The 26,214-nt window shown below is 55.6% G+C and carries 32 protein-coding genes and 1 tRNA gene; 20 read left to right on the top strand and 13 right to left on the bottom strand.

Translation table 11 applies throughout. The features are described 5' to 3' along the window. Nucleotides 1–5: 5 nt before the first annotated feature. The 4 genes from HUE57_RS05635 (at nucleotide 6) to HUE57_RS05650 (ending at nucleotide 3,616) form a co-directional block, all read left to right on the top strand. Complete coding sequence (locus tag HUE57_RS05635; protein WP_078484784.1) at nucleotides 6–1,313, top strand: DUF2157 domain-containing protein; 1,308 nt, start codon at nucleotides 6–8, stop codon at nucleotides 1,311–1,313. Further along, nucleotides 1,310–1,846: a GDYXXLXY domain-containing protein gene (locus tag HUE57_RS05640; RefSeq protein ID WP_078484785.1), complete on the top strand. Its 537-nt coding sequence runs from the start codon at nucleotides 1,310–1,312 to the stop codon at nucleotides 1,844–1,846. The genes HUE57_RS05635 and HUE57_RS05640 overlap by 4 nt, the downstream gene beginning before the upstream one ends. Before the next feature lie 168 nt (nucleotides 1,847–2,014). Further along, nucleotides 2,015–2,884, top strand: a complete 870-nt coding sequence (locus HUE57_RS05645; RefSeq protein ID WP_135622464.1) for a cache domain-containing protein — start codon at nucleotides 2,015–2,017, stop codon at nucleotides 2,882–2,884. Nucleotides 2,885–2,914: 30 nt separating this feature from the next. Next, the gene (locus HUE57_RS05650) at nucleotides 2,915–3,616 is read left to right on the top strand and encodes a GGDEF domain-containing protein (protein ID WP_078484787.1); all 702 of its coding nucleotides are present in this window, start codon (nucleotides 2,915–2,917) and stop codon (nucleotides 3,614–3,616) included. Between the two features lie 10 nt (nucleotides 3,617–3,626). Here the strand turns inward: HUE57_RS05650 and HUE57_RS05655 are convergent, their stop codons facing one another. From HUE57_RS05655 to HUE57_RS05670, 4 genes are all read right to left on the bottom strand, one after another. Then, the gene (locus tag HUE57_RS05655) at nucleotides 3,627–3,920 is read right to left on the bottom strand and encodes a hypothetical protein (protein ID WP_135622466.1); all 294 of its coding nucleotides are present in this window, start codon (nucleotides 3,918–3,920) and stop codon (nucleotides 3,627–3,629) included. A 5-nt stretch (nucleotides 3,921–3,925) separates the two neighbouring features. Further along, complete coding sequence (locus HUE57_RS05660) at nucleotides 3,926–5,080, bottom strand: methyl-accepting chemotaxis protein (protein ID WP_174672870.1); 1,155 nt, start codon at nucleotides 5,078–5,080, stop codon at nucleotides 3,926–3,928. Between the two features lie 100 nt (nucleotides 5,081–5,180). Continuing rightward, entirely contained in the window at nucleotides 5,181–5,405 is a 225-nt protein-coding gene (locus tag HUE57_RS05665) for a hypothetical protein (RefSeq protein ID WP_174672871.1), read from the bottom strand. Beyond that, nucleotides 5,336–5,533 (bottom strand): hypothetical protein, encoded by a 198-nt coding sequence (locus HUE57_RS05670; RefSeq protein ID WP_174672872.1) that lies wholly within the window; start codon nucleotides 5,531–5,533, stop codon nucleotides 5,336–5,338. The genes HUE57_RS05665 and HUE57_RS05670 overlap by 70 nt, the downstream gene beginning before the upstream one ends. A gap of 271 nt (nucleotides 5,534–5,804) precedes the next feature. Between HUE57_RS05670 and HUE57_RS05675 the strand changes: the two genes are divergently transcribed. From HUE57_RS05675 to HUE57_RS05705, 7 genes are all read left to right on the top strand, one after another. Further along, nucleotides 5,805–6,164 (top strand): DUF4870 family protein, encoded by a 360-nt coding sequence (locus HUE57_RS05675; RefSeq protein WP_078484791.1) that lies wholly within the window; start codon nucleotides 5,805–5,807, stop codon nucleotides 6,162–6,164. Nucleotides 6,165–6,172: 8 nt separating this feature from the next. Next, the gene (gene rlmJ / locus HUE57_RS05680) at nucleotides 6,173–6,994 is read left to right on the top strand and encodes a 23S rRNA (adenine(2030)-N(6))-methyltransferase RlmJ (protein WP_174672873.1); all 822 of its coding nucleotides are present in this window, start codon (nucleotides 6,173–6,175) and stop codon (nucleotides 6,992–6,994) included. Between the two features lie 76 nt (nucleotides 6,995–7,070). After that, entirely contained in the window at nucleotides 7,071–7,685 is a 615-nt protein-coding gene (locus HUE57_RS05685; RefSeq protein ID WP_078484794.1) for a transglycosylase SLT domain-containing protein, read from the top strand. A 15-nt stretch (nucleotides 7,686–7,700) separates the two neighbouring features. Next, nucleotides 7,701–8,030, top strand: coding sequence for a thioredoxin family protein (locus tag HUE57_RS05690; RefSeq protein ID WP_078484795.1), 330 nt, complete (start codon nucleotides 7,701–7,703; stop codon nucleotides 8,028–8,030). Between the two features lie 33 nt (nucleotides 8,031–8,063). Then, a complete protein-coding gene (locus HUE57_RS05695) occupies nucleotides 8,064–8,525 on the top strand; it encodes a hypothetical protein (protein ID WP_135622469.1) in 462 nt (153 codons plus the stop codon). Next, nucleotides 8,525–8,917, top strand: a complete 393-nt coding sequence (locus HUE57_RS05700) for a thioredoxin family protein (RefSeq protein ID WP_078484797.1) — start codon at nucleotides 8,525–8,527, stop codon at nucleotides 8,915–8,917. Before HUE57_RS05695 ends, HUE57_RS05700 begins: the two co-directional genes overlap by 1 nt. Nucleotides 8,918–9,194: 277 nt before the next feature. Next, the gene (locus HUE57_RS05705) at nucleotides 9,195–10,076 is read left to right on the top strand and encodes a DMT family transporter (protein WP_078484798.1); all 882 of its coding nucleotides are present in this window, start codon (nucleotides 9,195–9,197) and stop codon (nucleotides 10,074–10,076) included. Here HUE57_RS05705 and HUE57_RS05710 read toward each other — a convergent pair. After that, nucleotides 10,073–11,257: a murein transglycosylase domain-containing protein gene (locus HUE57_RS05710; protein ID WP_078484799.1), complete on the bottom strand. Its 1,185-nt coding sequence runs from the start codon at nucleotides 11,255–11,257 to the stop codon at nucleotides 10,073–10,075. The two genes, HUE57_RS05705 and HUE57_RS05710, sit on opposite strands and share 4 nt — an antisense overlap. A 53-nt stretch (nucleotides 11,258–11,310) precedes the next feature. Between HUE57_RS05710 and HUE57_RS05715 the strand changes: the two genes are divergently transcribed. Continuing rightward, complete coding sequence (locus HUE57_RS05715) at nucleotides 11,311–11,775, top strand: hypothetical protein (RefSeq protein WP_078484800.1); 465 nt, start codon at nucleotides 11,311–11,313, stop codon at nucleotides 11,773–11,775. Nucleotides 11,776–11,787: 12 nt separating this feature from the next. On the opposite strand, the gene HUE57_RS05720 is transcribed toward HUE57_RS05715, so the two are convergent. The 3 genes from HUE57_RS05720 to HUE57_RS05730 all read right to left on the bottom strand — a co-directional run bounded on the left by HUE57_RS05720 (nucleotide 11,788) and on the right by HUE57_RS05730 (nucleotide 14,342). After that, on the bottom strand, nucleotides 11,788–12,483 hold the full coding sequence (locus HUE57_RS05720) for a sensor histidine kinase (protein WP_078484801.1): 696 nt from the start codon (nucleotides 12,481–12,483) through the stop codon (nucleotides 11,788–11,790). A gap of 18 nt (nucleotides 12,484–12,501) precedes the next feature. After that, the gene (locus HUE57_RS05725; protein WP_174672875.1) at nucleotides 12,502–14,085 is read right to left on the bottom strand and encodes a tetratricopeptide repeat-containing response regulator; all 1,584 of its coding nucleotides are present in this window, start codon (nucleotides 14,083–14,085) and stop codon (nucleotides 12,502–12,504) included. Nucleotides 14,086–14,147: 62 nt separating this feature from the next. Then, nucleotides 14,148–14,342: a hypothetical protein gene (locus tag HUE57_RS05730; protein ID WP_174672876.1), complete on the bottom strand. Its 195-nt coding sequence runs from the start codon at nucleotides 14,340–14,342 to the stop codon at nucleotides 14,148–14,150. Between the two features lie 411 nt (nucleotides 14,343–14,753). On the opposite strand from HUE57_RS05730, the gene HUE57_RS05735 reads away from it, so the two are divergent. After that, complete coding sequence (locus HUE57_RS05735) at nucleotides 14,754–15,473, top strand: NERD domain-containing protein (RefSeq protein WP_135622471.1); 720 nt, start codon at nucleotides 14,754–14,756, stop codon at nucleotides 15,471–15,473. Between the two features lie 3 nt (nucleotides 15,474–15,476). Then, nucleotides 15,477–16,118, top strand: a complete 642-nt coding sequence (locus HUE57_RS05740; protein ID WP_236860693.1) for a glycine-rich domain-containing protein — start codon at nucleotides 15,477–15,479, stop codon at nucleotides 16,116–16,118. 78 nt (nucleotides 16,119–16,196) lie between these two features. On the opposite strand, the gene HUE57_RS05745 is transcribed toward HUE57_RS05740, so the two are convergent. Beyond that, a tRNA-Phe gene (locus HUE57_RS05745) sits at nucleotides 16,197–16,272 on the bottom strand. A 328-nt stretch (nucleotides 16,273–16,600) separates the two neighbouring features. Here HUE57_RS05745 and HUE57_RS05750 point away from each other — a divergent pair. The 6 genes from HUE57_RS05750 to HUE57_RS05775 all read left to right on the top strand — a co-directional run bounded on the left by HUE57_RS05750 (nucleotide 16,601) and on the right by HUE57_RS05775 (nucleotide 20,363). Continuing rightward, the gene (locus HUE57_RS05750) at nucleotides 16,601–16,885 is read left to right on the top strand and encodes a PAS domain S-box protein (RefSeq protein ID WP_174672877.1); all 285 of its coding nucleotides are present in this window, start codon (nucleotides 16,601–16,603) and stop codon (nucleotides 16,883–16,885) included. Next, a complete protein-coding gene (locus tag HUE57_RS05755; RefSeq protein WP_174672878.1) occupies nucleotides 16,882–17,253 on the top strand; it encodes a hypothetical protein in 372 nt (123 codons plus the stop codon). Before HUE57_RS05750 ends, HUE57_RS05755 begins: the two co-directional genes overlap by 4 nt. A 103-nt stretch (nucleotides 17,254–17,356) precedes the next feature. Then, nucleotides 17,357–18,583, top strand: coding sequence for a PAS domain-containing sensor histidine kinase (locus tag HUE57_RS05760; RefSeq protein ID WP_174672879.1), 1,227 nt, complete (start codon nucleotides 17,357–17,359; stop codon nucleotides 18,581–18,583). Between the two features lie 25 nt (nucleotides 18,584–18,608). After that, complete coding sequence (locus HUE57_RS20200; protein WP_174672880.1) at nucleotides 18,609–18,848, top strand: response regulator; 240 nt, start codon at nucleotides 18,609–18,611, stop codon at nucleotides 18,846–18,848. Nucleotides 18,849–19,275: 427 nt separating this feature from the next. Then, entirely contained in the window at nucleotides 19,276–20,118 is an 843-nt protein-coding gene (locus tag HUE57_RS05770) for a radical SAM protein (protein ID WP_174672881.1), read from the top strand. Nucleotides 20,119–20,177: 59 nt separating this feature from the next. After that, nucleotides 20,178–20,363: a hypothetical protein gene (locus HUE57_RS05775; RefSeq protein ID WP_174672882.1), complete on the top strand. Its 186-nt coding sequence runs from the start codon at nucleotides 20,178–20,180 to the stop codon at nucleotides 20,361–20,363. 10 nt (nucleotides 20,364–20,373) lie between these two features. Here HUE57_RS05775 and HUE57_RS05780 read toward each other — a convergent pair whose 3' ends face one another. The 4 genes from HUE57_RS05780 to HUE57_RS05795 form a co-directional block, all read right to left on the bottom strand. Continuing rightward, a complete protein-coding gene (locus HUE57_RS05780) occupies nucleotides 20,374–21,753 on the bottom strand; it encodes an L-serine ammonia-lyase (protein ID WP_078484807.1) in 1,380 nt (459 codons plus the stop codon). Nucleotides 21,754–22,009: 256 nt separating this feature from the next. Next, a complete protein-coding gene (locus HUE57_RS05785; RefSeq protein WP_078484808.1) occupies nucleotides 22,010–22,282 on the bottom strand; it encodes an oxidative damage protection protein in 273 nt (90 codons plus the stop codon). Next, nucleotides 22,266–23,348, bottom strand: coding sequence for an A/G-specific adenine glycosylase (gene mutY / locus HUE57_RS05790; RefSeq protein ID WP_078484809.1), 1,083 nt, complete (start codon nucleotides 23,346–23,348; stop codon nucleotides 22,266–22,268). The genes HUE57_RS05785 and mutY overlap by 17 nt, the downstream gene beginning before the upstream one ends. A gap of 17 nt (nucleotides 23,349–23,365) precedes the next feature. Continuing rightward, a complete protein-coding gene (locus HUE57_RS05795) occupies nucleotides 23,366–26,164 on the bottom strand; it encodes an AsmA family protein (protein ID WP_174672883.1) in 2,799 nt (932 codons plus the stop codon). Between the last annotated feature and the right edge of the window lie 50 nt (nucleotides 26,165–26,214).

Genomic DNA, 26,214 nt, shown 5'->3' on the forward strand with positions numbered 1-26,214 from the left:
TTTTGATGCGATTGATTCGTCTGTTGAAGAACGATCTGGCCCAGGAGGTCTATGGCTGGGTGAAGGATGGTGTGATCAGTGAGGCGCAGGGTGAATCGATCTGCGATCGTTACGGCATCGACTACCATCACGACAGTCACCACTCCTACGGTTACTACGTACTGATCGCACTTGGTTACCTCTTTATCGGTCTGGCGATCATCACCCTGCTGAGTGCCAACTGGGATCAGATACCGCGGGCACTGCGCATGGGTGGGCTGGTCGCGGTGACCCTGGCGACCAATGTGGTCGGCCTGCGACTCTTTGCCCAGGGACGAGAGAAGCCCGCGACCATCGCACTGCTTCTCGGTGCGCTTCTCTACGGCGCGACGATCATGTTGATCGCGCAGATCTACCATATCGGTGAACACTACCCCGACGGAATCTTCTGGTGGGCAGCGGGCGTGTTACCGCTGGCGCTGCTGATGGAGAGCGGCCTGCTTTTGGCATTGGCGATGACGCTTGCCTACACCTGGTTCGTGGTCGAGGCATCAATGGGCTACTACCCAACGCTCTTCCCGCTGTTTCTGGTTGCCGCTGGTTGGTTACTGCTCTATCGACGCATCAATTTACTGCTCTTCTTTGCCCTGGTAGTGGGAGTGGCGGGCTGGCTGGAGACAACGCTGGCGTGGTGGCAGGGCGGTTGGCGCTGGTTCGATTTCACCAGCATGCAGGTCACCTTCGGCTGCGGTCTGGCAGTGATAAGCGCTGCGCTGGCACAGTGGTTCTCTAGCAGTGAGCGTGGCGGCTGGCAGGAGTACGGCGTGTTACTCGATCTCTGGTCGCTGCGGTTGGTATTGCTGCTGTTGCTGGTATTCAGCTTCGACTCACTCTGGTGGGAACTGATCCCTGATCTGAGCTATGACAAGAGCGGCAATATCACGGTGGTGGTGATCTGCTCCTTATCGGCAGTGGTGATCAACTATCTCTCAGGGCGTGCGAGACACTCTATCTACGCGTTGGCTGCGATATACCTGCTGCTGTTTGGTGCGGCGGTGCTCTTTGCCAGCCGTGAGGATGCCGTGGTGCTGCAGATTGTCGACAACCTGCTGCTGATCGGTACCGGTATCTGGCTGATTCAGCGCGGTATCGTGCAGGGCGTTTCGCACTACTTCTATCTCGGTGTGGCCACGGTATTGATCACCGGACTGGTGCGTTACATCGATCTGGTCGGCGACTATGTCGGCGCGGCGATTCTGTTTGGCATCTTTGCGGCGATCCTGCTCTATGCGGCCCGCTATTGGCGCAAGAGTCGCAAGGAGGTGCATTCATGAATAGACGTACCGTATTGGTCGGGCTGGTGTTGACGGTGTTGCTACAGCTAGGGGTGCTGGCGGGTGAGTATCTGGGGGCGGTCTATCCGCTCTGGAGTGGTCAGGAGGTGCGCCTCAAGGTGGTGCCGATCGATCCACGCAGCCTGTTTCGTGGTAACTATGCACGGCTCAACTATGCGATCTCAACGGTCACGCTTGATGTGCGTGCCGACCGGGGCGTGTTGCCGGAAAACCCGCTCGTCTATGTGCGCTTGAAACAGGGAGATGATGGGGTGTTCGTTGCTGATGGTGCTTCACTGCAGCGGCCTGATGCGGGGCTCTATCTGCGTGGACGTCTCAAGGGTGGTCGCTATCAGCTGAGCTATGGGATGAATAGCCCGGTGCAGGTGCGTTATGGCATCGAGGCGTGGTTTGCGCCGAAGGATAAAGCGCTGCAGCTCGAGCACGATCTGCGCGGCGGTGCGGTGGCGGTGGTGATGGTGGCCAGCAACGGCAAGGCGGCACTGAAGGCGATCGAGCCAACGGCTGAGTAGTGCCATCTGGATGGCTATAAAACCACTATAAAAATAGTCTAATCTGTCAGTGGTGTCAGACGGCCCGAGAGTGTTCGCTGTAGAATCAGGCATCACCTGATCAGTAGTGGTAGCCCAGTGGCAAGCAATAAAACGATTACAGGGAAGGGACGCTCCAGGTTTATCTTTTTGGCTCTATCGGTAGTGATTCTGCTGGTCGACCTCCTTTTTGTCCTCATTAATGTGCACGCCGATAATCGTGCCATTGAGCAGTCGCTCAAGGCGCAGAGTCGTGAACTGCGTTCCGGTTTTGAACTCGCCGTTTCGCTCACCTATCGCAACATGATGCAGCTTGCCAGCTACGTCTCTCAGGACCCAGAGGTGCAGGCGCTGATGCGTAAAGCGAAGCATGCTGTGGCCGCTGAGGGCGATGGTCCTGGCGGCGAGCGTGCCGCTGAGATTCGCAGCGAACTCTATGCCTTACTGGGTCCGCGCTGGCGAGACCTGACCCAACGCTACGATGTGCGCCAACTCCACTTCCATCTTGGGCCCGGTTCAACCAGTTTCCTGCGTGTACATAAACCCGATAAGTTTGGCGACACGATGCATGCGCTGCGCTACACCATCGTCGATACCAATGCAGAGAAATCGGCTCGTTCGGGTTTTGAGACCGGACGTGTCTACTCTGGCCTGCGCGGCGTAGTACCGATGTTTGCCGAGAACGGCGCGAGCGTGACGGAGCACCTTGGTGCGCTTGAGGTCGGCACCTCCTTCTCCAACATCCTGCATCTGATAGAGCGTGAGCTGCAATCGGATATCACCGTGCTGCTAAAGCGCGAACACGCCGAGCAGGCGATGTGGCCCGAGGCGATCACGCGAATCTTCGGTTCCTCGAAACGTGTCGATGGTTACTTTGTTGAGGCGACCTCATCTCCGCGACAGGTGGAGATGCTACGCGAGGTGGTTTCGGAGAGCCTGATTGATGATGTCCAGAGCCGCTGGCGCAAGGTTGATAACAGGCACTACCTACATACGTTATTTCCGCTCTACGACTATTGACAGACGCTGCAGGGTGGAAGCCCGGCGGGGATGATTGCGATCAGTAGCGATATCACCGATGAGGTGGTGGCCAAGGAGCACGATCTGCGCGTCAATATCGTCTATGCGGTGGTCGCCTTTATCCTAATCGAGGTGATGCTCTTCTTTGGTATCAACTTCGCCACTCGCAAGCTGCAGGAGGTGATCGAGGGCAAGGTGAGCCACATCGAAGAACTCAATGAGTATCTTGAGGAGCAGGCGGTGACCGATGGGCTGACAGGGTTGCACAACCACCGTTTCTTTATCGAACGGTTGGGTGAGGAGATGCACCGTGCGCAGCGCTCCTGTAGCCCTCTGACGCTTCTGATGGTCGATCTCGACCACTTCAAACAGGTCAACGATACGCACGGTCACCTGGTCGGTGATGCGGTGCTGGAGGAGAGTGCGCGAGTAATTCGCAAACATATGCGCATCGCCGATGAGGCGGGGCGTTACGGTGGTGAGGAGTTCAGTGTTGCGCTACCCGATACCGATCTTGAGGGGGGCGAGATGCTGGCCGAGCGGTTGCTGCAGAGCCTTCGAGAGATGAGCATCACACTGCCCGATGGTTCCGAGCTGTTGATTACCGCCAGCGTTGGCGTGGCGCAGTGGAACGGCCGTGAAGAGATCTCAATGTTGATCGATCATGCCGACAAGGCGCTCTACGAGGCGAAGCGCAGTGGACGAAATCGCGTCTGCCGGGTGGAGATGTAGCCGTTACTCGCTAGACGTGGAAACGTGAGATCAGCGCCTGTAGACGCTCGGCCACCTCGTTGAGTGCGGCACTCGCCTCGGAGGTCTGATCGGCTGCGGTGGTCGTCTCAGCCGAGAGGTCGTTGATCGAGACGATGCTGCGGTTGACCTCTTCGGCCACCGAACTCTGCTCCTCGGCGGCACCGGCAATCTGGCTGTTCATCTCGCCAACGTTGGCCACCGTCTGGGTGATGGTATCGAGGGCGCTACCCGCTTCACCCGCCTGCGCCACGCTTGCTTCTGCCTGCTCACGTCCCTCGTTCATTACCGTCACTGCGTGTTCACGCCGTCGCGCAGTCGCTCGATGATCTCCTGGATCTCCTGGGTTGAATCGGCGGTGCGTGAGGCGAGGGTGCGAACCTCGTCAGCCACCACGGCAAAACCGCGTCCCTGCTCACCGGCACGTGCCGCCTCAATCGCAGCGTTGAGTGCCAGCAGGTTGGTCTGCTCGGCAATTCCCTTGATGACGTCCGTGACAACGACGATGTTCTCGGTATCTCCCTCGAGTTTCTGGATCACCTCGGCACTGCTCTCAACCTTACTGGCGAGTCGTTCGATGTTGTCGATGGTCTGGCTGACCACACGCTTGCCGGTGGCTGATTGGCCGTTGGCCTCTTCGGTGGCCAGCGCAGCCAGCTCGGCATTGCGTGCCACCTCCTGAACCGTGGCGGCCATCTCATTCATCGCCGTGGCAACCTGTTCGGTCTCGCGCTGTTGTCGATGGATGGCACTGGAGGAGGTGTTGGTCGCCTGGGCGAGCTGTGTGCCGGTGGCGGCGATCTCCTGTGAGGTGGCCGCCAGATCGTTAATGGTTGAGCCGAGTTGATCACGAATCTTCTGTGCGCTGGCGGCGATTTTGCCGACCTCATCATTGGAGCTGACGCTGGTTGAGGCGGAGAAGTCGCCCTGTGCATAACTGTCGAGGCTCTTCACCAGAGCCGTTGCCGGGGTGATGATGATGCGCTGCAGGAAGGTGAGGAAAACGATAAAGGCGATCAGTGAAGCGATGCCCATTGCACCCAGGCTCACGATGATGCCGTTGGCTGATGAGGCCTTAACCTCTGCGGTCTTGCTGTTGACCTGATTGATAATCAGTTTGCTGGTACCGGCAAGCAGCTCGTGCAGCTGATGGGTCTCCTTCTCAAACTGCTTGTTGAGTTCGGCGACATTGATGTTTCCGCTCTGGAGACGCTTCAGAACAGCCTGGTAGTGGCTGTCGAGCTGGTGGTGACCCGCAATGAAGCGAACGATGAGATCCTCAACCTCAGCACTCTTGGCGTGCTCTTTGAGCATGGTGGCTTCACGCAGCACCGTCTGCTCGATCTCTTTGAGTTTGTTGAGATGGCCCTGACGCTCGTTTTTGTCCTGATTGGCGAGCAGCAGCATCTGCCACTCCTGAATCTGGGAATCGAACAGTAGCTCCACCTCGAGGATGTGGCGCTCGTAGACCAGGTCGTCGTCAATCGCTGACCGCCATGGATAGCGAAGCGAAGGCGGTTAGTCCTCGATAGTCGACGCCGTCTGCCTATTCGTAGTTGAGAGCGCGAGCGAACGACGAAGAAGATGCAGCAGCGGCTTTATGTCGGCGTAGAGTCACTGAGGGAGTTGTGTAGAGCCGCGAAGAGGTGATTACGCAACGTACGCAGGACGGTCGGGGCGCCGTAGGCATAAACGGTCGCGTTAAGTATTTGCCGCTTGCTTGGGCTTGATGCCCAAAACATGCTTCCGCAAAATAGCGACTCCCCGACAACTTTCGAAGCTGCTGATCGCCTGCCAGCCGAGGAAAATACCAAACAGGGCGGCGGCCAGTACAAGTGTTGTGCCCGCGCCGGTAATGGCGAGAAGTTTGTTGCGTATGCTGCTGGTAATCCACTCCATCGTGCTCTCATCCTCTGTGCGAATATTTATATGGATGTTGTTGCTTGTTCATCAACGGAGTCTCTGGCGAGATGACTGCTGTCTGAGTCGATGCCGTTCAGATCCATCTGACCGGTTTCACTCAGTGACTCCTAAAAGTAATAGCGTAGCGCCGCTGAAAGTCTATTGGCGTCATCGCAAAAAATAAGCCATGCGCTTGTAAGGGTTTTTTCTGGTGTATTCTAATCTCACCGCGAAAAGTGGCCATACGACACGAGCATTGAGGATTAAGATGGGCAGTAACGTACGTGATGCGGAGTTTTCTGAGGGCGATGAGCTGGCCTCATCAAGACGACTCACCCTGGTGATCTATGCACTGCAGGCGGCCTCCTTCTTCAATGGCATCACACTGCTTGTTGCTCTGGTGCTCAACTACGTCAAACGCGAGGATGTTGCCGGAACGGTGCTGGAATCGCACTTTCGTTGGCAGATCCGTACCTTCTGGTTTGCACTGCTCTGGGGTGTGGTGGGCTGGCTTACCTTTCTGCTGGTAGTCGGTTATCTGCTGCTGGTCGCCGATGCGCTCTGGGTGATCTACCGCATCGCCAAGGGGTGGATGCGACTCAATGATGGTAAAGCGATGTACCAGTAGTCACGCGCTTGAACTACCAACACGCCAAACATGCAGGAAACTACGGTGATCTGCTCAAACACTCGGTGCTCTGTCAGGTACTGCAATCACTCACACAACAAGATAAACCGCTCTTCTACAGTGAGACCCATGCTGGCGCGGGTGGCTACCGTCTTGATCAGCGAGGTGTAGACCCGTTCGGCATCGAGCGGCTGTGGGGTGTGTCGAATGCGCCGCAGGCGCTGGCCGACTATCTCACAATGGTTGCCGCGTTCAACCGATCTGAAATTCTGCAGAACTACCCCGGTTCGCCCTGGTTTGCTCAGCAGTTGTTGCGCGGTGAGGATCGGATGCGACTCTTTGAGCTCAGTCCGGAACCGTATCAACAGCTGGTAAAGAGTTTTTCGCACGATGTGCGTATCGAGCTGTTTGCGGGTGATGGCTATTCGGGGGTGGTGGAGCCGATACCGGGGATGCGATGCCGGCAGGTGGTGCTGATCGATCCTCCCTATGAGTCGGTCAGTGACTATAGCGATGCTGTGGATACGCTGCTCGAGATCTACCGACGAGAACCTCAGGGGTGTTATCTGCTCTGGTATCCAACCCATGATCGGCAGCGGATAGAGTCGATGGAGCAGAGAGTGCGAGCAGGGGTGTTCAATGCGCTGTGTGTCTGTGAGCTCGCCTTCGGTCGTGGTGATGAGGCGCGCGGAAGCGGGCTATTTATCCTCAATGCGGATACCGATCTGATCCGTAAAATCACCGAGACGCTTGCTTGGTTGGCCGCAGAGGTCGATGCAGCAGGTACCGGGCGTTATCGTGTTGAGCCGATGAGTGCTGATGTTAGTTAATGGTGACTGATACGCGTTGTTAAGTAAGTGGTGTGCGTAATAGACTTGCTCAAACCCATTTGGCCAATAGATAACTATGCGAAAAAATTATAAGGGCTTGCTCGCGATCATCCTCACGCTGGTAGTGGCGGGTTGCTCATCCTCTCCACCTCGAAATATCAACGACGGCTGCGAGATCTTCTCCGAGAAGGATGATTGGTATGAGCACGCTCACGATAGTTATAAGAAGTGGGGTGTGCCGGTACATGTGCAGTTGGCAATAATCCATCAGGAGTCAAAGTTCAGAGATGACGCCAAGCCGGAACGCGACACGCTGTTATGGATTATCCCCTGGTTTAGAAAATCCTCGGCGTTCGGTTTTGCACAGGTAAAGGATGCGACCTGGGACTGGTATATCGACAAGACCGGCAACTGGGGTGCCGACCGTGATGAGTTTGAGGATGCGGTCGACTTCATCGGTTGGTACGGCAACATGAGTCACAAGACGCTGGGGATCTCCAAGTGGGACACCTACAATCAGTATCTCGCTTACCATGAGGGCCACGGTGGTTTTAAACGCAAAACCTACAACAAGAAGAAGTGGCTGATCGGTGTGGCGCGAAAGGTGGAGCGACGGGCAAAGAGCTACGGTGCACAGCTAAAACGTTGTGAGGGCGATCTCGACAGTGGCTGGAGCCTCTGGCCCTTCTGAGGAAGATCTCTATCCATGAATCTGATTGAGAGCGAAACCGAGCTGCAGCAGTTTGTTGCCGAGCATCCGATAGCGGCTATCTACTTCTCCTCCGAGAGTTGCAGTGTCTGTCACGTGCTCAAGCCCAAGGTGGCAGCGATGCTGAACGAGGAGTTTCCGAAGGCGGCACTGGCTGAGGTTGATTGCGGACATTCTCAGGAGATTGCGGGGCAGTTGAGTGTCTTCGCCGTCCCGACACTGATTCTCTATTTCGATGGACGCGAGGCGGTGCGCCACAGCCGCAGTTTTTCACTGGGTGCCGTAAGGGGCGATATCGAGCGCCCCTATTCGATGTTCTATGATTAAGAGGGTTGATTTAATCCACAGGAGTTATCTGTTATGAAAAGAGCGCGTAATTTTGGTCTATTTGTAGCGGCAATGATTTTTCCGCTTCTGGTGGGAAGCGTTCAGGCCTCTGACGTCAGTGAATTTGTCGGTGATGTGGCCAAGCGGGTCTTTACCGAGACTGAGAGAAATCTGATTCGTAACTACTATCACCAACACGACATCGAGATTGATGATGACGATGACGGTTACAAGTCGAAGAAGGGCAAGGGTAAAAAAGATAAGGGTGCCAAGGGCAAAGGCAACAAGAAGTTGCCACCGGGGATCGCCAAGAAGCTTGCGCGTGGTGGCACACTCCCTCCTGGAATCGCCAAACGAAATCTGCCCTACGATCTCGAAGCCCGTTTACCTCCGCTGGGACGTGGTTTTGAACGTCAGGTGATCGACGGCAAGGTGGTGCTGGTTGAGACGGCGACCGCAATCGTGCATGACATTATTGAAGACCTGCTCGACTAGTGTCGGAGTTAATCCCCTGGGGACTCGGCGGCATCGCGCTGCTGTTTGTGCTGTTTCAGCTGCGCATCGTGATCACCTCGAAACGGATGGCCGGTACAAGGGTCGAGGGGCTCGACCAGCTGGTCGGTAGTAGTGAGTCGTGCGACGGTCGTTACCTCTTCTACTTCCACTCACCACGTTGTGGTCCCTGTCGCACGATGACCCCAGAGATTGAGGCGCTAGCAGAGAAACGTAGCTGCATTATCAAGCTCGATGTAAGTCGAGATATCAACGCCGCCATGGCGCTGGGAGTACGGGCGACACCGACGGTGGTACTGGTCAAGGATGGTGCGGTAGAGAAGGTGCTGCTCGGTGGTCAGTCGATCGAGAAGCTCGAAGCGTTGCTCGGTTAATTTTCTACTTAACAAATATCGCTTGACTCATGTGGCGTTAAAACGCACTCTCGATCCATGTTGAAATTTTCTGCACAGATTGTGATTTACAAAGCGGCGCGACTGGTATGGCGTGCACTGCCTGTCACAGCGTGGCTGAGGATTTCGATTTAGCAGAGAGTTAGCAACAAGCGAAATAATCCGAAGGCCACAGATCTCACCACTCTGTGGCTTTTTTATTGGTCTCTCTGAATGGTTCTGACAGGGCTTAAAGAGACTCATTGAGGAGGGTAGGGCGATGTCGGTGCCAGCAGCCTATTTGGGCGTGATTTTGATCTGGTCGACCACACCACTGACAATCAAGTGGAGTGGTGATGAGGGCGGTGTACTGTTTGCGCTATTAAGCCGCATGGTAATTGGTGTGATCGCCTGTCTGCCGCTGCTCTATCTGCTGCGAGTGCGTATGCGCTGGGATAGAGAGGCGCTCTATGCCTACCTGGTCTCGGGCCTGGGTGTGTTCAGTACCATGTCGACCGTCTACTGGGGTGCTCAGTATGTCTCCTCGGGGTTGCTCTCTCTTCTCTACGGTCTGTCTCCTGTAGTGATCGCTCTGATCTCGGCGGCCTTTGTAGGCTCAACATTTAGCTCCCGGCAGATGGCCGGTATTGTGGTTGCCTTCAGTGGCCTGCTGGTGATCTTCGGTGGCGGTGCGGAACTGGGTTCAAATGCGCTGTTGGGAGTGAGCTTTGTGCTGCTGTCGGTCCTCTTCTACTCAATCTCAGCCGTCTGGTTAAAGCGGGTACAGAAGCAGATGGCTGCGATGGCGGTTAATTTCGGTGGGCTGTTGTTCGCACTGCCGCTGTTCACCGTTAGCTGGTTGCTGTTTGAAGATGGGGTGATCTACCCGCTGAGTGAACGTGCGCTCTGGTCGACGCTCTATCTGGGGATCTTCGGTACTGCGTTTGGTTTCACTCTCTACTACTACGTACTGAAGCGTATCGATGCGACGCTGGCGGGCATGATTACCCAGATCACTCCAGTGGTAGCGTTGATACTCGGTGCGCTGCTTAACGGCGAGATGATCGCCAATGAGGTGGCCGCTGGGGCGGTGTTGATTCTCTCCGGTGTTGGACTGTTTCAGCTACGAGCCAAAAAACGTATGCAGCGTGAGGCCGGTTAGATATTGGCAAATTCGGCACGGGCATCGAGCACCTTGAGCAGGTAGCGCCGCGCCTCCTGGTGGGCGAGTCCACTGCGCAGCTTGTTATAGACCTGCGACGGGCTCATGCGGTTGATCAGTTTGACCGCATAGTCGCGATCCTTGCTGAAGGTGGTCAGTACGTTGCCACTGCCGGTGTTGTAGGCGGCGATTGAGCAGTACTCACGAGAGACACTGTCTTTGATTTTGCCGAGATATTTGCTGTTGATCAGCTTGAAGTAGGCCGCGCCGAGTTCGATGTTGTTGGCGGCATCGAACAGGTAGTCGCTGCTCGGTACACGATCCTTGCCGGTCAGGGAGCGGTAGGCGTCTCGTCCGCCACTGGTCGGTACCAGCTGCATCAGCCCGTAGGCGGGTGCGCTGCTGACGGCAAAGGGGTTGAAGTTGCTCTCGGTACGGATGATGGCGTAGATCAGGTTTTTGCTGATGCCGAAGCGTTTGGCATTTTTCTCAACCAGCTTGGAATAACGGGCAGCACGCACGTCGACATGGTTGCGCACCATGCGGATCTTGACGTAGTGGAGCGGTTTGATCCCTTGTGGTGTTTTGACGTTGCGCTGCATGCGGAACTTCTTCAGCAGATGGTCGGCAAACTGCTCGGCTCGTTTTGGTGAGCTGATCGAGCGCCCCTGCTGGTCGATCACCAGGTCGACGAGGTAGGGTTTGCCACTGATCTTGGTGGTCTTGGCGGAGTAGAGATCGACTGCGCGTGGATCGTTGGGTGTCAGCAGGGTAGTGACGATGGCGCTGTGCAGACTTTTGTTGCTCTGTTTCTGATCGAGGGTCTCGACCGTTACCACGCCACTATCGAAATCGATAATGGCACGACTCTGGTAGTTCTGGGTGTACTTTACGTACTGGGTTCGACTGGCGATCTGGTCGTCACTGCCCCAACTCTTTTTAACCTCACCACGAAACAGGGCGCGCAGCTGTTTGAACTGCTGCTTGGTGCGCCTGGCATCACTGACGAGTAATAGTGGGTTGGTTTTATAGGAGCTGACGCGGGAGGTGATCAGTGATGAAGCGGTGGCGCCGGGATCACCGCTGGTGGCGATGCTGGCGAGCTGGTAGCGAGAACAACCGCTGATCATGAGGGCGGTTGTGATTGCAATAAGTAGTAGCGGTATACGTAGGCTCTTCATGGTGTTCGAGTATAACAATCTGCCACTTTCGTGGTGGGTAATTGCGTCACGCTATGGCACTCGGCATATTAGAGAACAATTTCTGTAACCAGATCGAATCTATGGACCCTATCAACTGTCCCTTTGAAAAGACGATTCTCAGTCGACGAGGAAACTGCGAGTGTGCCGACCGCTTCTATATCGCCGAGCGAGAGGGAGTGGGGTGCGAGCAGCTGGAGGCCTCTAATCAGTGTCGTGCGCTGATCGCGGTGCTGCGTGAGAATGCACGTTTTACACTGAAGATCGTTGGCAGTGCCGAGAACCTGCCGCATGGTCAGGAGATGAAGGTGCAGTGTGGTGGGCTGCTGGGGTTGCAGGCGCTGGTTGAGTCGGAAGAGTTGCAGGAGCAGGTAGCCAATATTCACTCTCTGGCCGAGGAGTTACTGGCAGAGTATGACGAGTTTGAGAGTGTGCCCTACGGTAGTGTAGTGAAGTCGATGGCGGCATATGAACATCGCCAGCGCCGGAGTCGACGCTAAGTCAGTATTGAGTCAGGGCAGGTAGATGGCGAAGCAGCCGCCGCCGAGACTGCCGCCATTGCTAATCTTGATCGTACCTTTGCGCTCACCGTTCTGGTGTGCATTGGCCACCAGCATTGAGAAGTAGAGTCCTAGTCCGGTACTGCCGCTGATCATGTCGGTCTCACCCATGCGTGCCTCGGAGCGGCTCAACATCTGCTGCGGGTAGCCGGGACCGTTGTCGTCGATCCGAACCACTAGCTGCCCATCCTCTTCAGCGGCACTCAGTACTACCTGGTCGCGGCCGTAGAGCACCTCGTTATTGAGTACGTTGTTAATCACGCCCGCAAGTAGTCCGCGATCGAAGAACCAGCTCAATCCCGCCTGGCACTCGGTGGTCAGTTCGATCTTGTTGTAGGTTAGCAGCGGTCGGTATTCGATTTGCAGCTCATCGAAGAAGTCATCGACATCAAGGTAGTCGCGGTTGGCGCTGAAGTTGTTGTTGTTCGCTTTGTAGAGGCTGAGTAGTTGAACCAGATCGTTGTTGACCCGTTTGGTCTCGTAGCGGAGTCGCTTGAGTTGTTCGGTGAGCGGGCTATCTTCGTCTGGTTCCAGGGCAGCGGTTTCGTCGAGTGAATTGAGTACCATGCCGAGTGAGTTTTTGATGTCGTGTACCGATGACATCAATACGGCGCTGAAGTCGAGTTTTGGCTCGTCTGACTCACTCATGGCTATGCTTACCTGCTCTTAGAGTTCGGTTGCCATGCGCTGCAGAGCGACCAGTTTCTCATTGGCCGGGTCGCTGTCGCGGACGCGGTCGAGGAATTCGTTGACCTGCTGCAGTCCGGTGCGGTTCGCGCCCAGCTTCTGCATCTGCATGATGACAACCTGGGCGGCGTTGAGATTGACGGTCTTGTTCTTTGGTAGCCGATTGGCTGCCTCCTCGAAGAGGCCGATCGCATCGTCGAGATTGCCCTCTTTAACCAGGCTGACGCCGCGGTTGTTGAGGTCGGTGATTTCGCTGCGAATTTCGCGTATCAGTGCATCGCCTTCGGCACCCAGATTGTGGTCGTTGAAGACCTTACGGATCTTGTCGACAACCAGATCATCCTCATAGAAGTTCTTTAGCAGGCTGCCGAGTAGACCCATCGCCTTCTCTTTCTCGTTGCGCTCCAGGTTACTGCCGGCCAGATCGAGGGTGATGTCGAGTGGCATCTGCGAGGCGGTGAGGTCGTTATTAGCACCGACCCGATCCATCGCCTCCTGCGCCTTGGCGCTATCGCCAAGTTTCTGGTGGACCAGACTCTCGACAACGGCGGTCTGCATGTCGAGATTTCGTTTTCCCTTGAATTCGGTTTTGGCCTTGTTGATCAGTACCAGTGCATCGCGTCCCTTGCCATTGGAGGCCATGGTGCGTGCCAGGTTGGTGTAGTCATCCATCGATTTAAGATAGGAGTCATGGCTGAGGGTGACGGCACGACGAAAGGAGAGGGTTGCGGCCTCGAGGTCATCATTCTCAAAGGCGACCTTACCGAACTCGCGTTGGCGCTGTACGGAACGGGGTGAGATTGAAATGGCATCGCTTAGTACTCGCTGCGCACCCTCTGTGTCGCCCATCTGCTGATGGCACTCGGCGAGCTGGTCGTAGGCGGTCATGAAACGGTTGTTCTCATCGATCAACTCTTCGAAGACCTGTGCTGCAGCGCGGTTGTTGCCAGAGCACTTCTCTGCACGGCCGAGACCGAACGTGGCCCACTGGAAGGGGTGGCGTTCGAGCAGGCTGGAGAAGATCGAATGTGCTTTGTCGCACTCACCCAGTAAGAGCAGTGCTTCGCCCTTCAGACGTAGGTAGTCAAGTGCATAAGGCGAGCCCTCACCGGCGAGGTTCTCATCGCAGAGCTTGATGGCGAGGTCGTAATTGGTTTTCTGCAGTGCAACCTCGATCTTGCCGATATGCGCCTTGCGTGCGAGTACTTTGTTAATACGTTTGTTGAGCACTTCACCGACAAAGGGTTTGGTCAGGTAGTCATCGGGCAGATAGTCGACCGCACCGAGCACCATATCCTGTCCCATCTCGGCGGTAACCATAATGTAGGCAGCATCGGCCTTCACAATGCCGCGCTCCTTAACCTCTTCCAGAATCTGCTGGCCATTACGGCCATCGCCCAGGTTGTAGTCGCAGAGAATGATGTCGTAGGGGACAAGTGCGATCTTGGCCAGCGCCTCACGGGCATTGGCAACCATGTCGACGTTCTTGACGCCGAGTTCTTCAAGCATGCGTTTCATCGAGCGACGCATCTCATTGAAGTCGTCGATGACCAGCGCCTTCATTCGCTGACCGCCATGGAGAGCGAAGTGAGGGCGGTTAGTCCGCGATAGTCGACGCCGTCTGCCTATTCGTAGTTGAGAGCGCGAGCGAACGACGAAGAAGATGCAGCAGCGGCTTTATGTCGGCGTAGAGTCACTGAGGGAGTTGTGTAGAGCCGCGAAGAGGTGATTACGCAACGTACGCAGGACGGTCGGGCGCCGCAGGCATAAACGGTCGCGTTAAGTATTTGCCGCTTGCTTGGGCTTGATGCCCAAAACAAGCTTTCGCAAAAATAGCGACTCCCCGGTTCGATAGATCAAATCCAGCCATTATCTGTTCCTTATCGCGCATCCTTGCTGAAATCTGTCTAGTTTTACTGCCTGCGCACCCATTGTGACGCCCGTCACAACCACTATCGGCTATTATTGTTGTGATGTTAGCAGCAGAACATAAAGTAGTTTGTTCTATGTAGTTCGTAATCCATTGATAAACCTTACCATAATGAAAACTTCAGGTTGAAAATTCATATATATAAGCTCCTATGAATATTGGCAACCTTATCGCCTCTCATGTGACTAATTATGGCCATTTATGAGTAAGTCGCTATAGAATGGCTCCCCCTGAATCGCGCCACGGCCCAACTAGAGCAAATAACAAACGGGCGATAACAAGGTGATCCGATAGGCGACCTATGCAAGACCTCATATTAGACATTGCTGCCATGCTCTCCATCTCGGCTGAAACGCTGGTGACCGCCTCGGTCGCGCTGCTGTTGCTGCTGGTGGCGGGCTTGATGTTGACCCCATACCTGCGCCGAGTGGCTGAGGAGCGTCAGATCAGGCGAGTAATATGTCGTATGGGCGTGGCGTTAAAGCGTGATGTGATGCTTGATGATGGCATGGATGGCAAGGTCTTTATCGACTATCTGGTACTTACTCCTGCGGCGGTCGTCGTAGTTGGAGTGCGTAGGCTTCAGGGTGTGGTGTTTGCCGCTGAGAGCATGGAGCAGTGGGCCAACGTGGTGACAAACCGTAGTTACAAGTTCGACAATCCCTTACCCGCGGTCGAAGTGGGCGTGGCTGCAGTCCAGCAGCTGCTGCCCAATATTAAGGTTGCAGGGCGGCTGCTCTTCTCTGGCGCAGTCAGTTTCCCCAAGGGCAAACCCGAAAATGTATTGTTACCTGTTGATGTTGGCACGCAAGAAGGCAAGCGCAAAGATGTGCAGGCGTCGGTAGAGCAGGGTTGGAATCTGTTGGCGCAGCGTTGTGAGCCTATTCCTGAACAGTATCTACGTGATGTCGCAGTGATCGATGATGGGGGCTGCAGCCATCGCATCAATGTGGCCGTGCTGCTGTTGATAGCAAATATAGGCTGGCTCGGCTGGCGACTACTGTTTAACGGCATGCTCTAGCACGTGGATATCGTTGGTTACGCAGTTGTCCTGATTCTGATTGTCGTAATGCTCTGGGTGTGGAGCCAGCTGCGAAAACGTAAACGCAGTGCATTTATCGATAGTGACCCATTCCATGCGGCGGTAGTGAATAAGTTGCGCGAGGTTCGGCCGGAGCTGACACCTGCCCAAGAGCTGATGGTCTTTGAGGCGCTGCGCGAGTACTTCCATATCTGTAACACGGCCGGTCGCCAAATGGTTTCAATGCCATCGCAGGTGGTTGATGACGCATGGCACGGTTTTATTCTCTTTACCCGTGGCTATCGCCACTTCTGTCGTCACGCCTTCGGCCGTTTTCTTCACCACACTCCAGCCGAGGCGATGCAGAGCCCGACCCTGGCGCAGGATGGGATAAAACGCGCCTGGCGCATCGCCTGTACCCGTGAGGGGATTGACCCAAAGACTCCTTCTCGCCTGCCACGACTCTTCGCCATTGATGCCGAACTCAACATCGCCAACGGCTTCCGCTACGTCACCGACTGTAAAGATTCACGCCAGACAGATGGCAGTGGTGGTGCCTACTGTGGTTCCGATATCGGCTGTGGTGGTGGCTGTTCGGGCGATTCTGGTGACAGCGGCTGTGGAGGTGGCTGTGGCGGCGATTAGACAGGAGTTGAGCGTGTCGCTATTCGACTGTGGCAGAAACGCAAAAGGCCCACGCAGTGCGTGAGCCTTTCGAAAATATGGTGGCCCGGGACAGAATCGAACTGCCGACACGAGGATTTTCAATCCTCTGCTCTACCAACTGAGCTACCGGGCCGTAATAACCTGAAATGTTTCCAGTTATTGCGTTGCTTGGCGACTCAAAACCGTATTAATCGCCTGTGGCAGGCCGGTTCTCGATAACCAAGAGCTGCGCATTTTACTCATTCGGCTAATGAATCTCAACCACGCTGGCGCGGTAGTTCAATGTGGTTGCTGTATTGGGTCTGTTAGGTCCCGCTCAGCAGAGATAACTGTCGTTTTTCACAGCTATTAATTGATAGCGCTGTTCGAATGTAGGCAGGTTAGGATCGGTGAACCATAATCACCGAGTAACCGACTCGGTTTTGCTTCAATCATCTTTGCAGGATGGTAGTCAGAATCTAATGAAGTTTGAACAGCTACAGCGCTATCTTAATCGGGATGAGGAGAGACCTGAGCTCGATCTCTACGATGCGGTGAACGCGCTCGTGGTTATCCTCGACCAGGAGGGTCGAATTGTGCTCTTCAACAAGGCCTCAGAGGATGTGACTGGCTATTCTACTGCCGAGGTATTAGGCAAATTAGTCTGGGATATCTTTCTGCTCCCTGAAGAGCGAGAGCCGGTGAAGCGGTGTTCGATGATCTTGAGAGTTTTGCTGGTGTTTCGATTTACGATAATTATTGGGTGACCCGTTCGGGTGAGCGCATCCAGATCCGCTGGAATAACAGTACGGTTGTCGATGAGAACGATGCGGTGCGTTACATCATCAGCACCGGTACCGATATCACCGAAATTCATGATATTGGGCGTGCGCTGGAACAGAGTGAAGAGCGCCTAAGACAGATCACCGACAATATCGACGAGGTGTTCTGGATGATGAGTCCAGAACTGTCTGAGGTGATCTATGTCAGCCCTGCCTATGAGCAGGTGTGGCAGCGTAGTTGTGAGTCACTTCTGCAAAACGCAAGTGATTGGATAGAGAGCGTCCATGTCGATGATGTTGGGTGGGTTCGTAATTTTACCATCACGACTGGAGGGATGGGGAGCTTGATCTGACATATCGTATTTACCGCCCCGATGGTTCAATTCGTTGGGTGCGTGATCGCGCCTTCCCGGTAATTATAGTGAGGGTGAAATCTATCGAATCGCCGGTATTGCGATGGATGTCACCAAGCAGGTGGAGGTCGAGGCGGCACGACAGCAGGGTGAGCAGGAGCTGCGGGGTGTGCTCGATAGTGTGCTGGATGGAATCATCTCCATCGATGATCGAGGTTTGATCAAGATGGTTAACCCTGCTGCGCAGCAGGTGTTTGGATATAGCAGTAAGGAGTTGGTTGGTCATCCCGTATCGATGTTGATGCCCAATGCAGACGGGCAGGAGCACCAGCATTATGTTGAGCGTTATATGCGCACGGGTGATGCTCATATTATTGGCAGTCGCGGTCGTGAGCTGATTGGGCGCCGTAAGGATGGTTCGCTGTTCCCATTAGAGATATCGATCAGTGATGTGGTGATTGGTGAGCAGCGCTTTTTTATCAGTGCGGTACGCGATATCAGTGAGCGAAAGGTGGCTGAACGTGAGTTGATTGAGGCTAAAGAGTCTGCTGAGAAGGCGAGCAGGGCCAAGTCAGAGTTCCTCTCCAGAATGAGTCACGAGCTACGCACTCCCTTGAATGCGATTCTCGGTTTTGGTCAGCTACTCGATATGGATGAGTCGCTGGATGATCTTGAACGAGAAAGTGCGCATGAGATCGTCCGCGCAGGTACCCATCTGCTCGATTTGATAAATGATATCCTCGACCTGTCACGGATCGAGGCGGGCCGACTGGCAGTGTCAATTGGGTGGGTGGCATTGGCGCCGCTGCTTGAGGAGTCGCTGAAGTTGATTGCACCTTCGGCGGAGACAAAGAAAATCAGTGTGGTCTGCGATGCCGCTAACAGTTACACCGTGAATGCCGATCCGACGCGACTCAAACAGATTATCGTCAATCTGCTCTCTAACGCCGTGAAGTACAATCACGTGTTGGGCTCAGTGCGTGTTCTGTTAGAGAGCGTTGATCAGGAGTGGTTGCGTATTGGTGTTGAGGATAACGGTAAGGGTATCGCAGCTGAGCATCTGCCGTTGCTGTTTGATCCCTTTAACCGTCTCGTGCATGAAAATAGTGTCATTGAGGGTACTGGCATTGGGTTGACGATTAGTAAACGGCTGGCAAATCTGCTTGGTGGTGAGTTGGAGGTGGAAAGCGAGCTTGGGGTAGGCAGTACCTTCTGGGTTACGTTGCCACTGGCGCTGAGCGGTGAACCAAGTGTGAAACCAGTTGAGCATCAGGCAGTGCCCGCAAGTACCGAGTCCCCCTTCTCGCCGCTTCAAAGTACTCTATGTTGAGGGTAGTCCACCGAATCGTCGTCTGGTGGCGCAGATCCTTAAATCACGCCAGGAGTTGGAACTGCTGTTTGCACCGACGGCGGAGGTGGGGTTTGAGCTTATCGAAAAAGAGTGTGTCGATCTGATCCTGATGGATATCAATCTGCCAGGCATGAGTGGTGTTGAGGCGCTGCAGCTGTTGAAACAGAATCCGGAGACCGCAGCAATTCCGGTGGTGGCGCTCAGCGCCAACGCGATGCCCACCGACGCTGACCGCCATGGATAGCGAAGCGAAGGCGGTTAGTCCGCGATAGTCGACGCCGTCTGCATATTCGTAGTTGAGAGCGCGAGCGGACGACGAAGAAGATGCAGCAGCGGCTTTATGTCGGCGTAGAGTCACTGAGGGAGTTGTGTAGAGCCGCGAAGAGGTGATTACGCAACGAACGCAGGACGGTCGGGGCGCCGTAGGCATAAACGGTCGCGTTAAGTTTTTGCTGTTTGCTTGGGCTTGGATGCCCAAAACAAACTTTCGCAAAAATAGCGACTCCCCGATATCGAAGCGGGTATCGCCTCGGGTTTTGTTGAATATCTGACCAAGCCGGTCGATGTGAGCGTACTACTCAATAGCATCGACCGATCGCTCAGCGAGGTGAGCAGGCGTCACTAGAAAATGTGTGGTTGCTTTCATTCGGTCGGCTGCCTAGGGTAGCGAGATGAATGACTCAAACTTAAATGGTCGTCTTGCATCGGCCAGCTATCAGCTGGTTGAGACGCGTCTGCAGACCAAGCTCGACAACGGCATCACTCGCTGTGATCTCTGTCTCTGGCGCTGCAAGCTGAGCCACGGCCAACGCGGCTTTTGCCAGGCCCATGTGAACCGCAACGGCACCCTCTATAACCTCTCCTACGGCATCGTCTCCTCAATGGAGGTAGGGCCGATTGAAGATAAACCGGTCAAACACTATCGCCCCGGTAGCAAGGTGCTCTCGGTGGGTAGTTACGGCTGTAATTTCCGCTGTGGGGGTTGCCACAATCTGGAGATTTCGTGGGGCACCGAGGCGCTCGATGAACTGGCTCGTGGTGAGTCGAAAGCGGCCTATGTCACCCCGGATGAGCTGGTCGAGGCGGCGCTTCGTCAGGGGGTGGAGGGGATCGCCTTCACCTATTCGGAGCCGGCGGTCTGGCTCGAGTATCTGCTCGATGTCTCGGAAGCTGCTTACAGGGCAGGGCTCTATACCGTCTATGTGACCAACAGCTTTGTCACCGACGAGGCGTTGGAGCTGATGGCGCCGCAGGTCGATGTGGTCTGCTCCGATATCAAGAGTATGCGCGATGAGTTCTACCATCAGGTCTGCCCGGTCGGTAGTGTCTCCGAGGTGCTCGATTCGATCGAGAAGGCGCAGCGGCTCGGTATTCACGTTGAAACCCGCACCAACATCATCCCCGGTTATAACGATGGGCCTGAGGGCTGCGACAGATCGCCGAGTGGATTCGTGATCATCTCGGCGCCGAGAGCCCCTGGCACATCACCCGCTTCTTCCCCGCCTACAAGCTGAGCGATGTTGAGGCGACCCCTGCGGAGACGCTATGGCAGGCACACGATATCGCGTGCGAGGTGGGACTCACCAACGTCTACGTCTACGACGATAAGGGGTGTGACTGTGGTGCTGAGAATCTGCCGGTGGAGGCGTTTCTGAATGCCGACGATGCACAGGTGCATGCGGTGAAGAAGTGCAGTGCCAGCTGTTGTGGCGATGATGGGGTACTGCTGAAACGCTACGAGGAGGAGCTACCGAGGTAGCTGTTCACGCTTAACACTCGGTAATACTCACCGCTAACCCGCCGAGTGAGGTCTCCTTGAATTTTTGCGACATCTCCAGTCCCGTCTCTCTCATCGCTGCAATACAGCTATCCAGCGGCATGAAGTGCTCACCTGTGCCGCGCAGGGCGAGCGATGCGGCGGTGTAGGCCTTGATGGCACCAAAGCCGTTACGTTCAATGCAGGGGACCTGCACCAGCCCGTTGACCGGATCGCAGGTCATGCCGAGGTGGTGTTCCAGTGCAATCTCCGCAGCGTTCTCGATCTGCTCGGGCGTGCCGCCGCGGATGGCGCAGAGGCTGGCCGCCGCCATGGCGGCGGCTGAACCGACCTCACCCTGACAACCGACCTCGGCACCGGAGATGGAGCTACGGTGTTTAATCAGGCCACCGATGGCGCTGGCGGTGAGCAGAAACTCGTGCACCTGTGCGGGCGTGCCGTTTTCATGCTGCATGAAGTAGTAGAGTACGGCGGGTATGACACCGGCGGCGCCGTTGGTAGGGGCCGTAACGACCATGTTCCCGGCGGCATTCTCCTCATTAACGGCCATGGCGTAGGCGCAGAGCCAGTCGTTAATGTTCGCATTGGCTGGACTCTCCTGTAGCTGCCGATAGAGGTCAGAGGCGCGGCGTTTGATGGCGAGCCCACCGGGTAGAGTCCCCTGGCTCGTCAATCCCCTTTCGATACAGGTGCACATCGATTGCCAGATCTCATCGATACCCTGATTTAGCTTCTGTTCCGACAGGTGTTGGCGCTCATTGATGCGTTTCATCGCAGCGATCGATTGGCCGCTCTCTTCGGCCATCTGCAGCATGCTCTTGGCGGAGTCGAAGGGGTAGGTGCATGTCTCTGATGGGGTCATTATTAGCGGTGCTTCCAGACCGCTGATCTCTTCAGGGGTGCTGATAAATCCACCGCCGATGGAGAAGAAGGTAGTCTTGGCGAGTCTCTCTCCCTGTGCGTTGAGCAGTTCGAAAATCATGCCGTTGGGGTGCTCGGGCAGGGGCTCACCCCTATCGAAGATGATGTCTGTGTGCGGTGCAAAGCCGACACTGTGACCGCTCTCCAGAACGATCTGCTTTCGCGCCCAAAGCTGTTTGATCAGCAGGTCGATGTTGGTGTTCAGCAGGTTCCTGGCCTGGTAACCGTGCAGGCCAAGGCTCACGGCACGGTCAGAGGCGTGGCCTCTGCCGGTGAAGGCAAGTGAACCCCTGAGGGTGCAGCGTAGCTGGGTATCTTCTGCGGTAGGGAGGGAGGGGATCAGCTGACTGATCTGCTCAATAAATCGTCCGGCCGCAACCATGGGGCCGAGAGTGTGCGAGCTGGATGGACCGATGCCGATTTTGAAAAGCTCGAGGACACTGATGAACATGCTCTGCCTCACGAAAGGTCGTGGCGTTACGATTAGGGACGCATCGCACCGCTGTGTAGATAGAGTAATAGTGGTTTTGGTTGAGATTGCCACGCAGCGTATGTGCTGACAACGGTACCGAGAGTGGGTGTTTCAGTGGCTGCTGGTACTTTGAAATGGGTTCTGAACGATAGGTACCGGAGTCATTTTTGACTCCGGTACCTTATGGACTGTCCCGATTGCCATACATCCCTGTGAGGCGCCTGACGGCTTGGTGCTATTCGGCGGGTGGGACGTAACCCTCAACCTTCATACCACCATCACCGAAGAGGTACTTCTCCATCTGCTCCTCAAGTAGCTTGCGGTGTTCGGGGTTGATCGGGGTGAGACGATTCTCGTTGATCAGCATGGTCTGCTGACTTAGCCACATCTGCCACGCCTCTTTGCAGATATTATCGAAGATCTTCTGGCCGAGATCGCCCGGATAGGGTGGCAGGTCGAGCCCCTCGGACTCTTTGCCCAGCTTCACACAGTTAACCATTCGACTCATTGCTGACTCCTTCGATGTTCTGTTGCAGCCTCTTTAACAGGCTTGTAACCGGTGCGGCCAATCCGCGTCGGTTGGGTTGCCGGCTGTTATACCAGAGTGCCTGAGCCGCTTCCATCAAGCCCCCGCTGCAGCTACGGGTATGAATCAGCAGCGGGGTGATCTCAAGATGGAAGTGACTGAAGGTGTGACGCAGCACCGGCCACGTTTCGATCTGCTCAACTTGGCAGTGGTAGTGCTTGCTGCACCATGCCTCGACCTCGTCTTCATCGGTGAGTTCGGGAAAGCTCCACAATCCGCCCCAGATGCCATTCGGTGGGCGTTGCAGTAGCAGTACCTCATCCGCTTCGTTGACGATCAGCGCCATACGCGTGGTACGGGTTGGGATGCTCTTTTTCGGCTTTGGTGAGGGGAGCTCGGTGGTGCGTCCTTCGAGATGGGCATGACAGTCGGAAACCAGTGGGCACTGCTCACAGTTGGGTTGACTACGGGTACAGCAGGTGGCACCCAGATCCATCATCGCCTGAGTGTAGTCGGCGACCCGCTTATTCGGGGTGTGAGTTTCAGCGTAGGCCCACAGCTGTTTTTGTACGCCACTCTTACCCGACCACCCCTCAACGGCGTGGTAACGGGCCAGGACCCGTTTAACGTTGCCATCGAGAATCGGATGGCGCTGATGCATCGAGAGGGCGAGGATCGCACCGGCAGTAGAGCGACCGATCCCGGGCAGGGCAGTAACCGCTTCGATATCATCGGGAAATTCGCCGGCGTGCTCATTAACGATCTGCTGGGCGCAGCGGTGCAGGTTGCGGGCGCGGGCGTAGTAACCAAGACCGGACCAGAGGTGCAGTACCTCATCAAGCTCTGCGGCTGCCAGTGAAACGAGATCGGGAAAGTGTTCGATAAAACGATCGAAGTAGGGGATGACGGTGACGACCTGGGTCTGCTGCAGCATGATCTCCGAGAGCCAGACCCGGTAGGGGTTCGGGTTCTGCTGCCACGGCAGATCCTTGCGCCCGTGCTGGTCGAACCAGTTCAGGACGCGATCGGCAAAGCGCTGTTTCGCCAAGGGGAGTCAGGGGCGTATCAGAAGAGGCCCTTGAGCCCCTTCTTCAGGCTATCTTCGAGGTTGTTCTTCAGCTTTTTCTTCGCCTTCTCTTCGACCTTCTTCACCTCTTGTTTAACCGCCTCCTTCGCCTTGCCTTCCAGTACAGAGGCGAGGTCGAGACCGTAGCTTGGATTGGTGAAGGTGCCGCTGACCTTGATCGGAATAGTGAGGCCCTTCAGATCCTTCAGGTCATCTCCACCCTGGCCACTGAGGCTGCTGACGATGGCGGTCTTGACCTGATAGTCGATCTTCTCGCTGTTGAGATCAGCCGTGCCCTTGCCGTTGATCCGTAGTAGCGGTGATTTGGCCAGCAGGTCGTTGTTGCGTACCAGGCCATTGGTGACTGTGGCGCTGCCGCTTAGCTCAGAGAAGTCGGTTTTGTTATCGGCAGCGGGCGGTACCGTCTGCCCCTTCAGCTTCGCCTTCGCCTCACGAATCATCTGTGCGATGTTGAGACCATTGATCGCACCGTCGGTAAAAGAGAAGTTGAGCTTGCCGTTGAGGCCCGCCTTGAAGGCGTCGATCGAGTTGCCACTGGTAGTCAACTGGGTGGCGAAGTCGGCCCTACCACTGAGGGTGTCGCTGTTGGCCATATCCTTGAGCAGGGGTTCGGCCTGTACACCGCTGAGCTTCTCGTTGATGGAGAGCTTCGGCTGTTTGCCGCGTACATCGACCTTGATGTCACCGTTGTAGCTCCCCTCATACATACGCGCTGATGCGGGATGCATGCGCACCAGTCCATCTTTGGCCGAGAGGGTGAGGGTGACATCGCGGCTGTTGAGTCCGAACGCCTTGAGCTGCTTCACCTTGAGAGTGCCGTTGATGTTGAGATCACGCAGGGTATCGATCGGCAACAGTGGTTGGCTGGTGTCGGCAGGCGCCGACTCCTTCTTTGTCTCCTCTTCAGATTTGGGAGGCAGGTAACGGTCAGCATCGATGGTGTCGATATCGACATTGAAACGGATTGCAGGCTTGGCGAAGTTGTTGAGGTTTAGTGTCGCCCTGGCAGTGGTTTCATCAAGGGTGAGAGTGGTCTTGCTCAGTGCAATGGAGTCTTTGCCGCTCTTGATGGTGGTCTGCAGGGCGATCTTCTCCAGCACCGCCGGGTCGGAGGTCTCGGGGAGCGCCATGCCGATGCGATCGAAGGTTTTACGCAGGCTAAAGGGTGCGATCTTCAGACTGCCGTTGATCGCTGGTGCATCGACGATCTTGGTGCCGTTGAAGCTGCCGTTGAGGGCGATGCCTGCAGCGTTGAGCTGTAGCTTCGGCAGCTTGAGGGTCTGCTTGCCGAGATCGACGGCGAACTGGGTGTCGATGTCACTGCCGTCGAGCCCTGCTGTTTTGAAACCTTCAGGCAGTGATTCGGCCACGATGGTCAACAGCGGTCCCGCCTTTTTAAGGCTTGCCTTGAGGCTACCCTTGAGGGCCGGGTTATCGATGATCTGGCTGCCGTTGATCTGTGTGTCGAGATCGAGCAGAGCAGAGCTGAGCTTCAGCTTTGGTAATGAGAGGGTCTGTTTGCCGAGATCGACGGCGAATTGGGTATCGATGTTGGTGCCGTCGAGTTCGGCGGCATCGAAGCCCTCCGGTAGCGATTTGGCAACGCTGGCCAGAAGAGGTTTAGCCTTTTTGATGCTCGCCTTGAGGCTACCCTTGAGGGCTGGGTTATCGATGATCTGGCTGCCGTTGATCTGTGTATCGAGATCGAGTGCGGCAGAGGTGAACTTGAGCTTCGGCAGGGAGAGGGTCTGTTTGCCCAGATCGACCGCAAAGTCAGTATCAAACTTCGTCTGGTTGAAGGCGCTGGCATCGAAACCCTCAGGTAGTGACGCCTTGAAGGGTGCGAGCAGCTGTACCGCCTCGGCGATCTCTCCCTTCAGGCTGCCCGAGAGCTGCGGTTTATCCATAATCTGCTTGCCGTCGAGATTGCCCTCGATCTCAACACCGTTAAGTGCCAGGGTGAGGCCGCCGATTTTGAGCAGCTGTTGTGCCTGATCGATGCTGATGTCGGCCTTGAGGCTGCTCTGCAACTTTCCGCCCGGAACCAGTGGTGTGTTGAGATTGCTGGTCTGTTCAAACTGCTTAATGCTGTAACGTTGCTGTTCGACATCAATTGAGATCTCACCCTTGAGAGCGATATGACCCTTCATCTCGGGCTGGCTGCTATCGAGATCGAAGCTCATGGAGAGATCAAACGGCGTACCGGGGCGCAGCTCGCCACTCTCTAGTTCGAGTTTGCTAATGGCGATGCGCTGCTGCTGGCTCTGGTCGTCCCAGACGATATGGGCGTCGCTGATCGCCACACCACCGATGGCGAGAGAGGCGAGTTTGGGTGCATCACCCTTGTCGTCGGTTTTCTCTTCGGCTTTTGGGCTACCGGCAAGATCGTCCCAGTTGCTCTTGCCGTTTTTATCACGGCTCAGGGTTAGCTGCAGGCCGTTGAGTTTGACGGTATCCATCTCCAGCTCTTTTTTCAGCAGCGGCAGCAGTTTGACTCGTACCTCAGTGCTCTCAATTCGTGCAAAGGGTGCGCTGCCAAAACCGGCCGCGTTGCTCAGCTGGGTGGCACCCAGCTCAAGCCCCAGCCAGGGGAACAGAGAGAGACCGATATCACCCTCTATCGCCAGTTCGCGACCGGTCTGCTTCTTCACCGCTTCGGCGATCTCGCTCTTGTAGTCGTTGGGGTCGACCAGCACGGTGACGGCGATGGCCGCGATCACCACCAGTGCAACCAACGTGGTGAGGAGAATGGAGATGAGCTTAAAGAGCTTCTTCATGGCTGAGAATCCTTAATCTTGTGTGAGCCGTTTGGGTCCCTGTGAGAATG

This window comes from Candidatus Reidiella endopervernicosa, from assembly GCF_013343005.1.
In the GTDB taxonomy this organism is placed as follows: domain Bacteria; phylum Pseudomonadota; class Gammaproteobacteria.

What these genes read in the sequence shown, in the direction of transcription:
- HUE57_RS05635 (WP_078484784.1), top strand. Translation starts at nt 6, where the DNA reads ATGCGATTGATTCGTCTGTTGAAGAACGATCTGGCCCAGGAGGTCTAT.
- HUE57_RS05640 (WP_078484785.1), top strand. Translation starts at nt 1,310, where the DNA reads ATGAATAGACGTACCGTATTGGTCGGGCTGGTGTTGACGGTGTTGCTA.
- HUE57_RS05650 (WP_078484787.1), top strand. Translation starts at nt 2,915, where the DNA reads ATGATTGCGATCAGTAGCGATATCACCGATGAGGTGGTGGCCAAGGAG.
- HUE57_RS05655 (WP_135622466.1), bottom strand. Translation starts at nt 3,920, where the DNA reads ATGAACGAGGGACGTGAGCAGGCAGAAGCAAGCGTGGCGCAGGCGGGT.
- HUE57_RS05670 (WP_174672872.1), bottom strand. Translation starts at nt 5,533, where the DNA reads ATGGAGTGGATTACCAGCAGCATACGCAACAAACTTCTCGCCATTACC.
- HUE57_RS05675 (WP_078484791.1), top strand. Translation starts at nt 5,805, where the DNA reads ATGGGCAGTAACGTACGTGATGCGGAGTTTTCTGAGGGCGATGAGCTG.
- HUE57_RS05685 (WP_078484794.1), top strand. Translation starts at nt 7,071, where the DNA reads ATGCGAAAAAATTATAAGGGCTTGCTCGCGATCATCCTCACGCTGGTA.
- HUE57_RS05690 (WP_078484795.1), top strand. Translation starts at nt 7,701, where the DNA reads ATGAATCTGATTGAGAGCGAAACCGAGCTGCAGCAGTTTGTTGCCGAG.
- HUE57_RS05695 (WP_135622469.1), top strand. Translation starts at nt 8,064, where the DNA reads ATGAAAAGAGCGCGTAATTTTGGTCTATTTGTAGCGGCAATGATTTTT.
- HUE57_RS05705 (WP_078484798.1), top strand. Translation starts at nt 9,195, where the DNA reads ATGTCGGTGCCAGCAGCCTATTTGGGCGTGATTTTGATCTGGTCGACC.
- HUE57_RS05710 (WP_078484799.1), bottom strand. Translation starts at nt 11,257, where the DNA reads ATGAAGAGCCTACGTATACCGCTACTACTTATTGCAATCACAACCGCC.
- HUE57_RS05715 (WP_078484800.1), top strand. Translation starts at nt 11,311, where the DNA reads ATGGCACTCGGCATATTAGAGAACAATTTCTGTAACCAGATCGAATCT.
- HUE57_RS05720 (WP_078484801.1), bottom strand. Translation starts at nt 12,483, where the DNA reads ATGAGTGAGTCAGACGAGCCAAAACTCGACTTCAGCGCCGTATTGATG.
- HUE57_RS05725 (WP_174672875.1), bottom strand. Translation starts at nt 14,085, where the DNA reads ATGAAGGCGCTGGTCATCGACGACTTCAATGAGATGCGTCGCTCGATG.
- HUE57_RS05735 (WP_135622471.1), top strand. Translation starts at nt 14,754, where the DNA reads ATGCAAGACCTCATATTAGACATTGCTGCCATGCTCTCCATCTCGGCT.
- HUE57_RS05750 (WP_174672877.1), top strand. Translation starts at nt 16,601, where the DNA reads ATGAAGTTTGAACAGCTACAGCGCTATCTTAATCGGGATGAGGAGAGA.
- HUE57_RS05760 (WP_174672879.1), top strand. Translation starts at nt 17,357, where the DNA reads ATGGATGTCACCAAGCAGGTGGAGGTCGAGGCGGCACGACAGCAGGGT.
- HUE57_RS05770 (WP_174672881.1), top strand. Translation starts at nt 19,276, where the DNA reads ATGAATGACTCAAACTTAAATGGTCGTCTTGCATCGGCCAGCTATCAG.
- HUE57_RS05780 (WP_078484807.1), bottom strand. Translation starts at nt 21,753, where the DNA reads ATGTTCATCAGTGTCCTCGAGCTTTTCAAAATCGGCATCGGTCCATCC.
- HUE57_RS05785 (WP_078484808.1), bottom strand. Translation starts at nt 22,282, where the DNA reads ATGAGTCGAATGGTTAACTGTGTGAAGCTGGGCAAAGAGTCCGAGGGG.
- HUE57_RS05795 (WP_174672883.1), bottom strand. Translation starts at nt 26,164, where the DNA reads ATGAAGAAGCTCTTTAAGCTCATCTCCATTCTCCTCACCACGTTGGTT.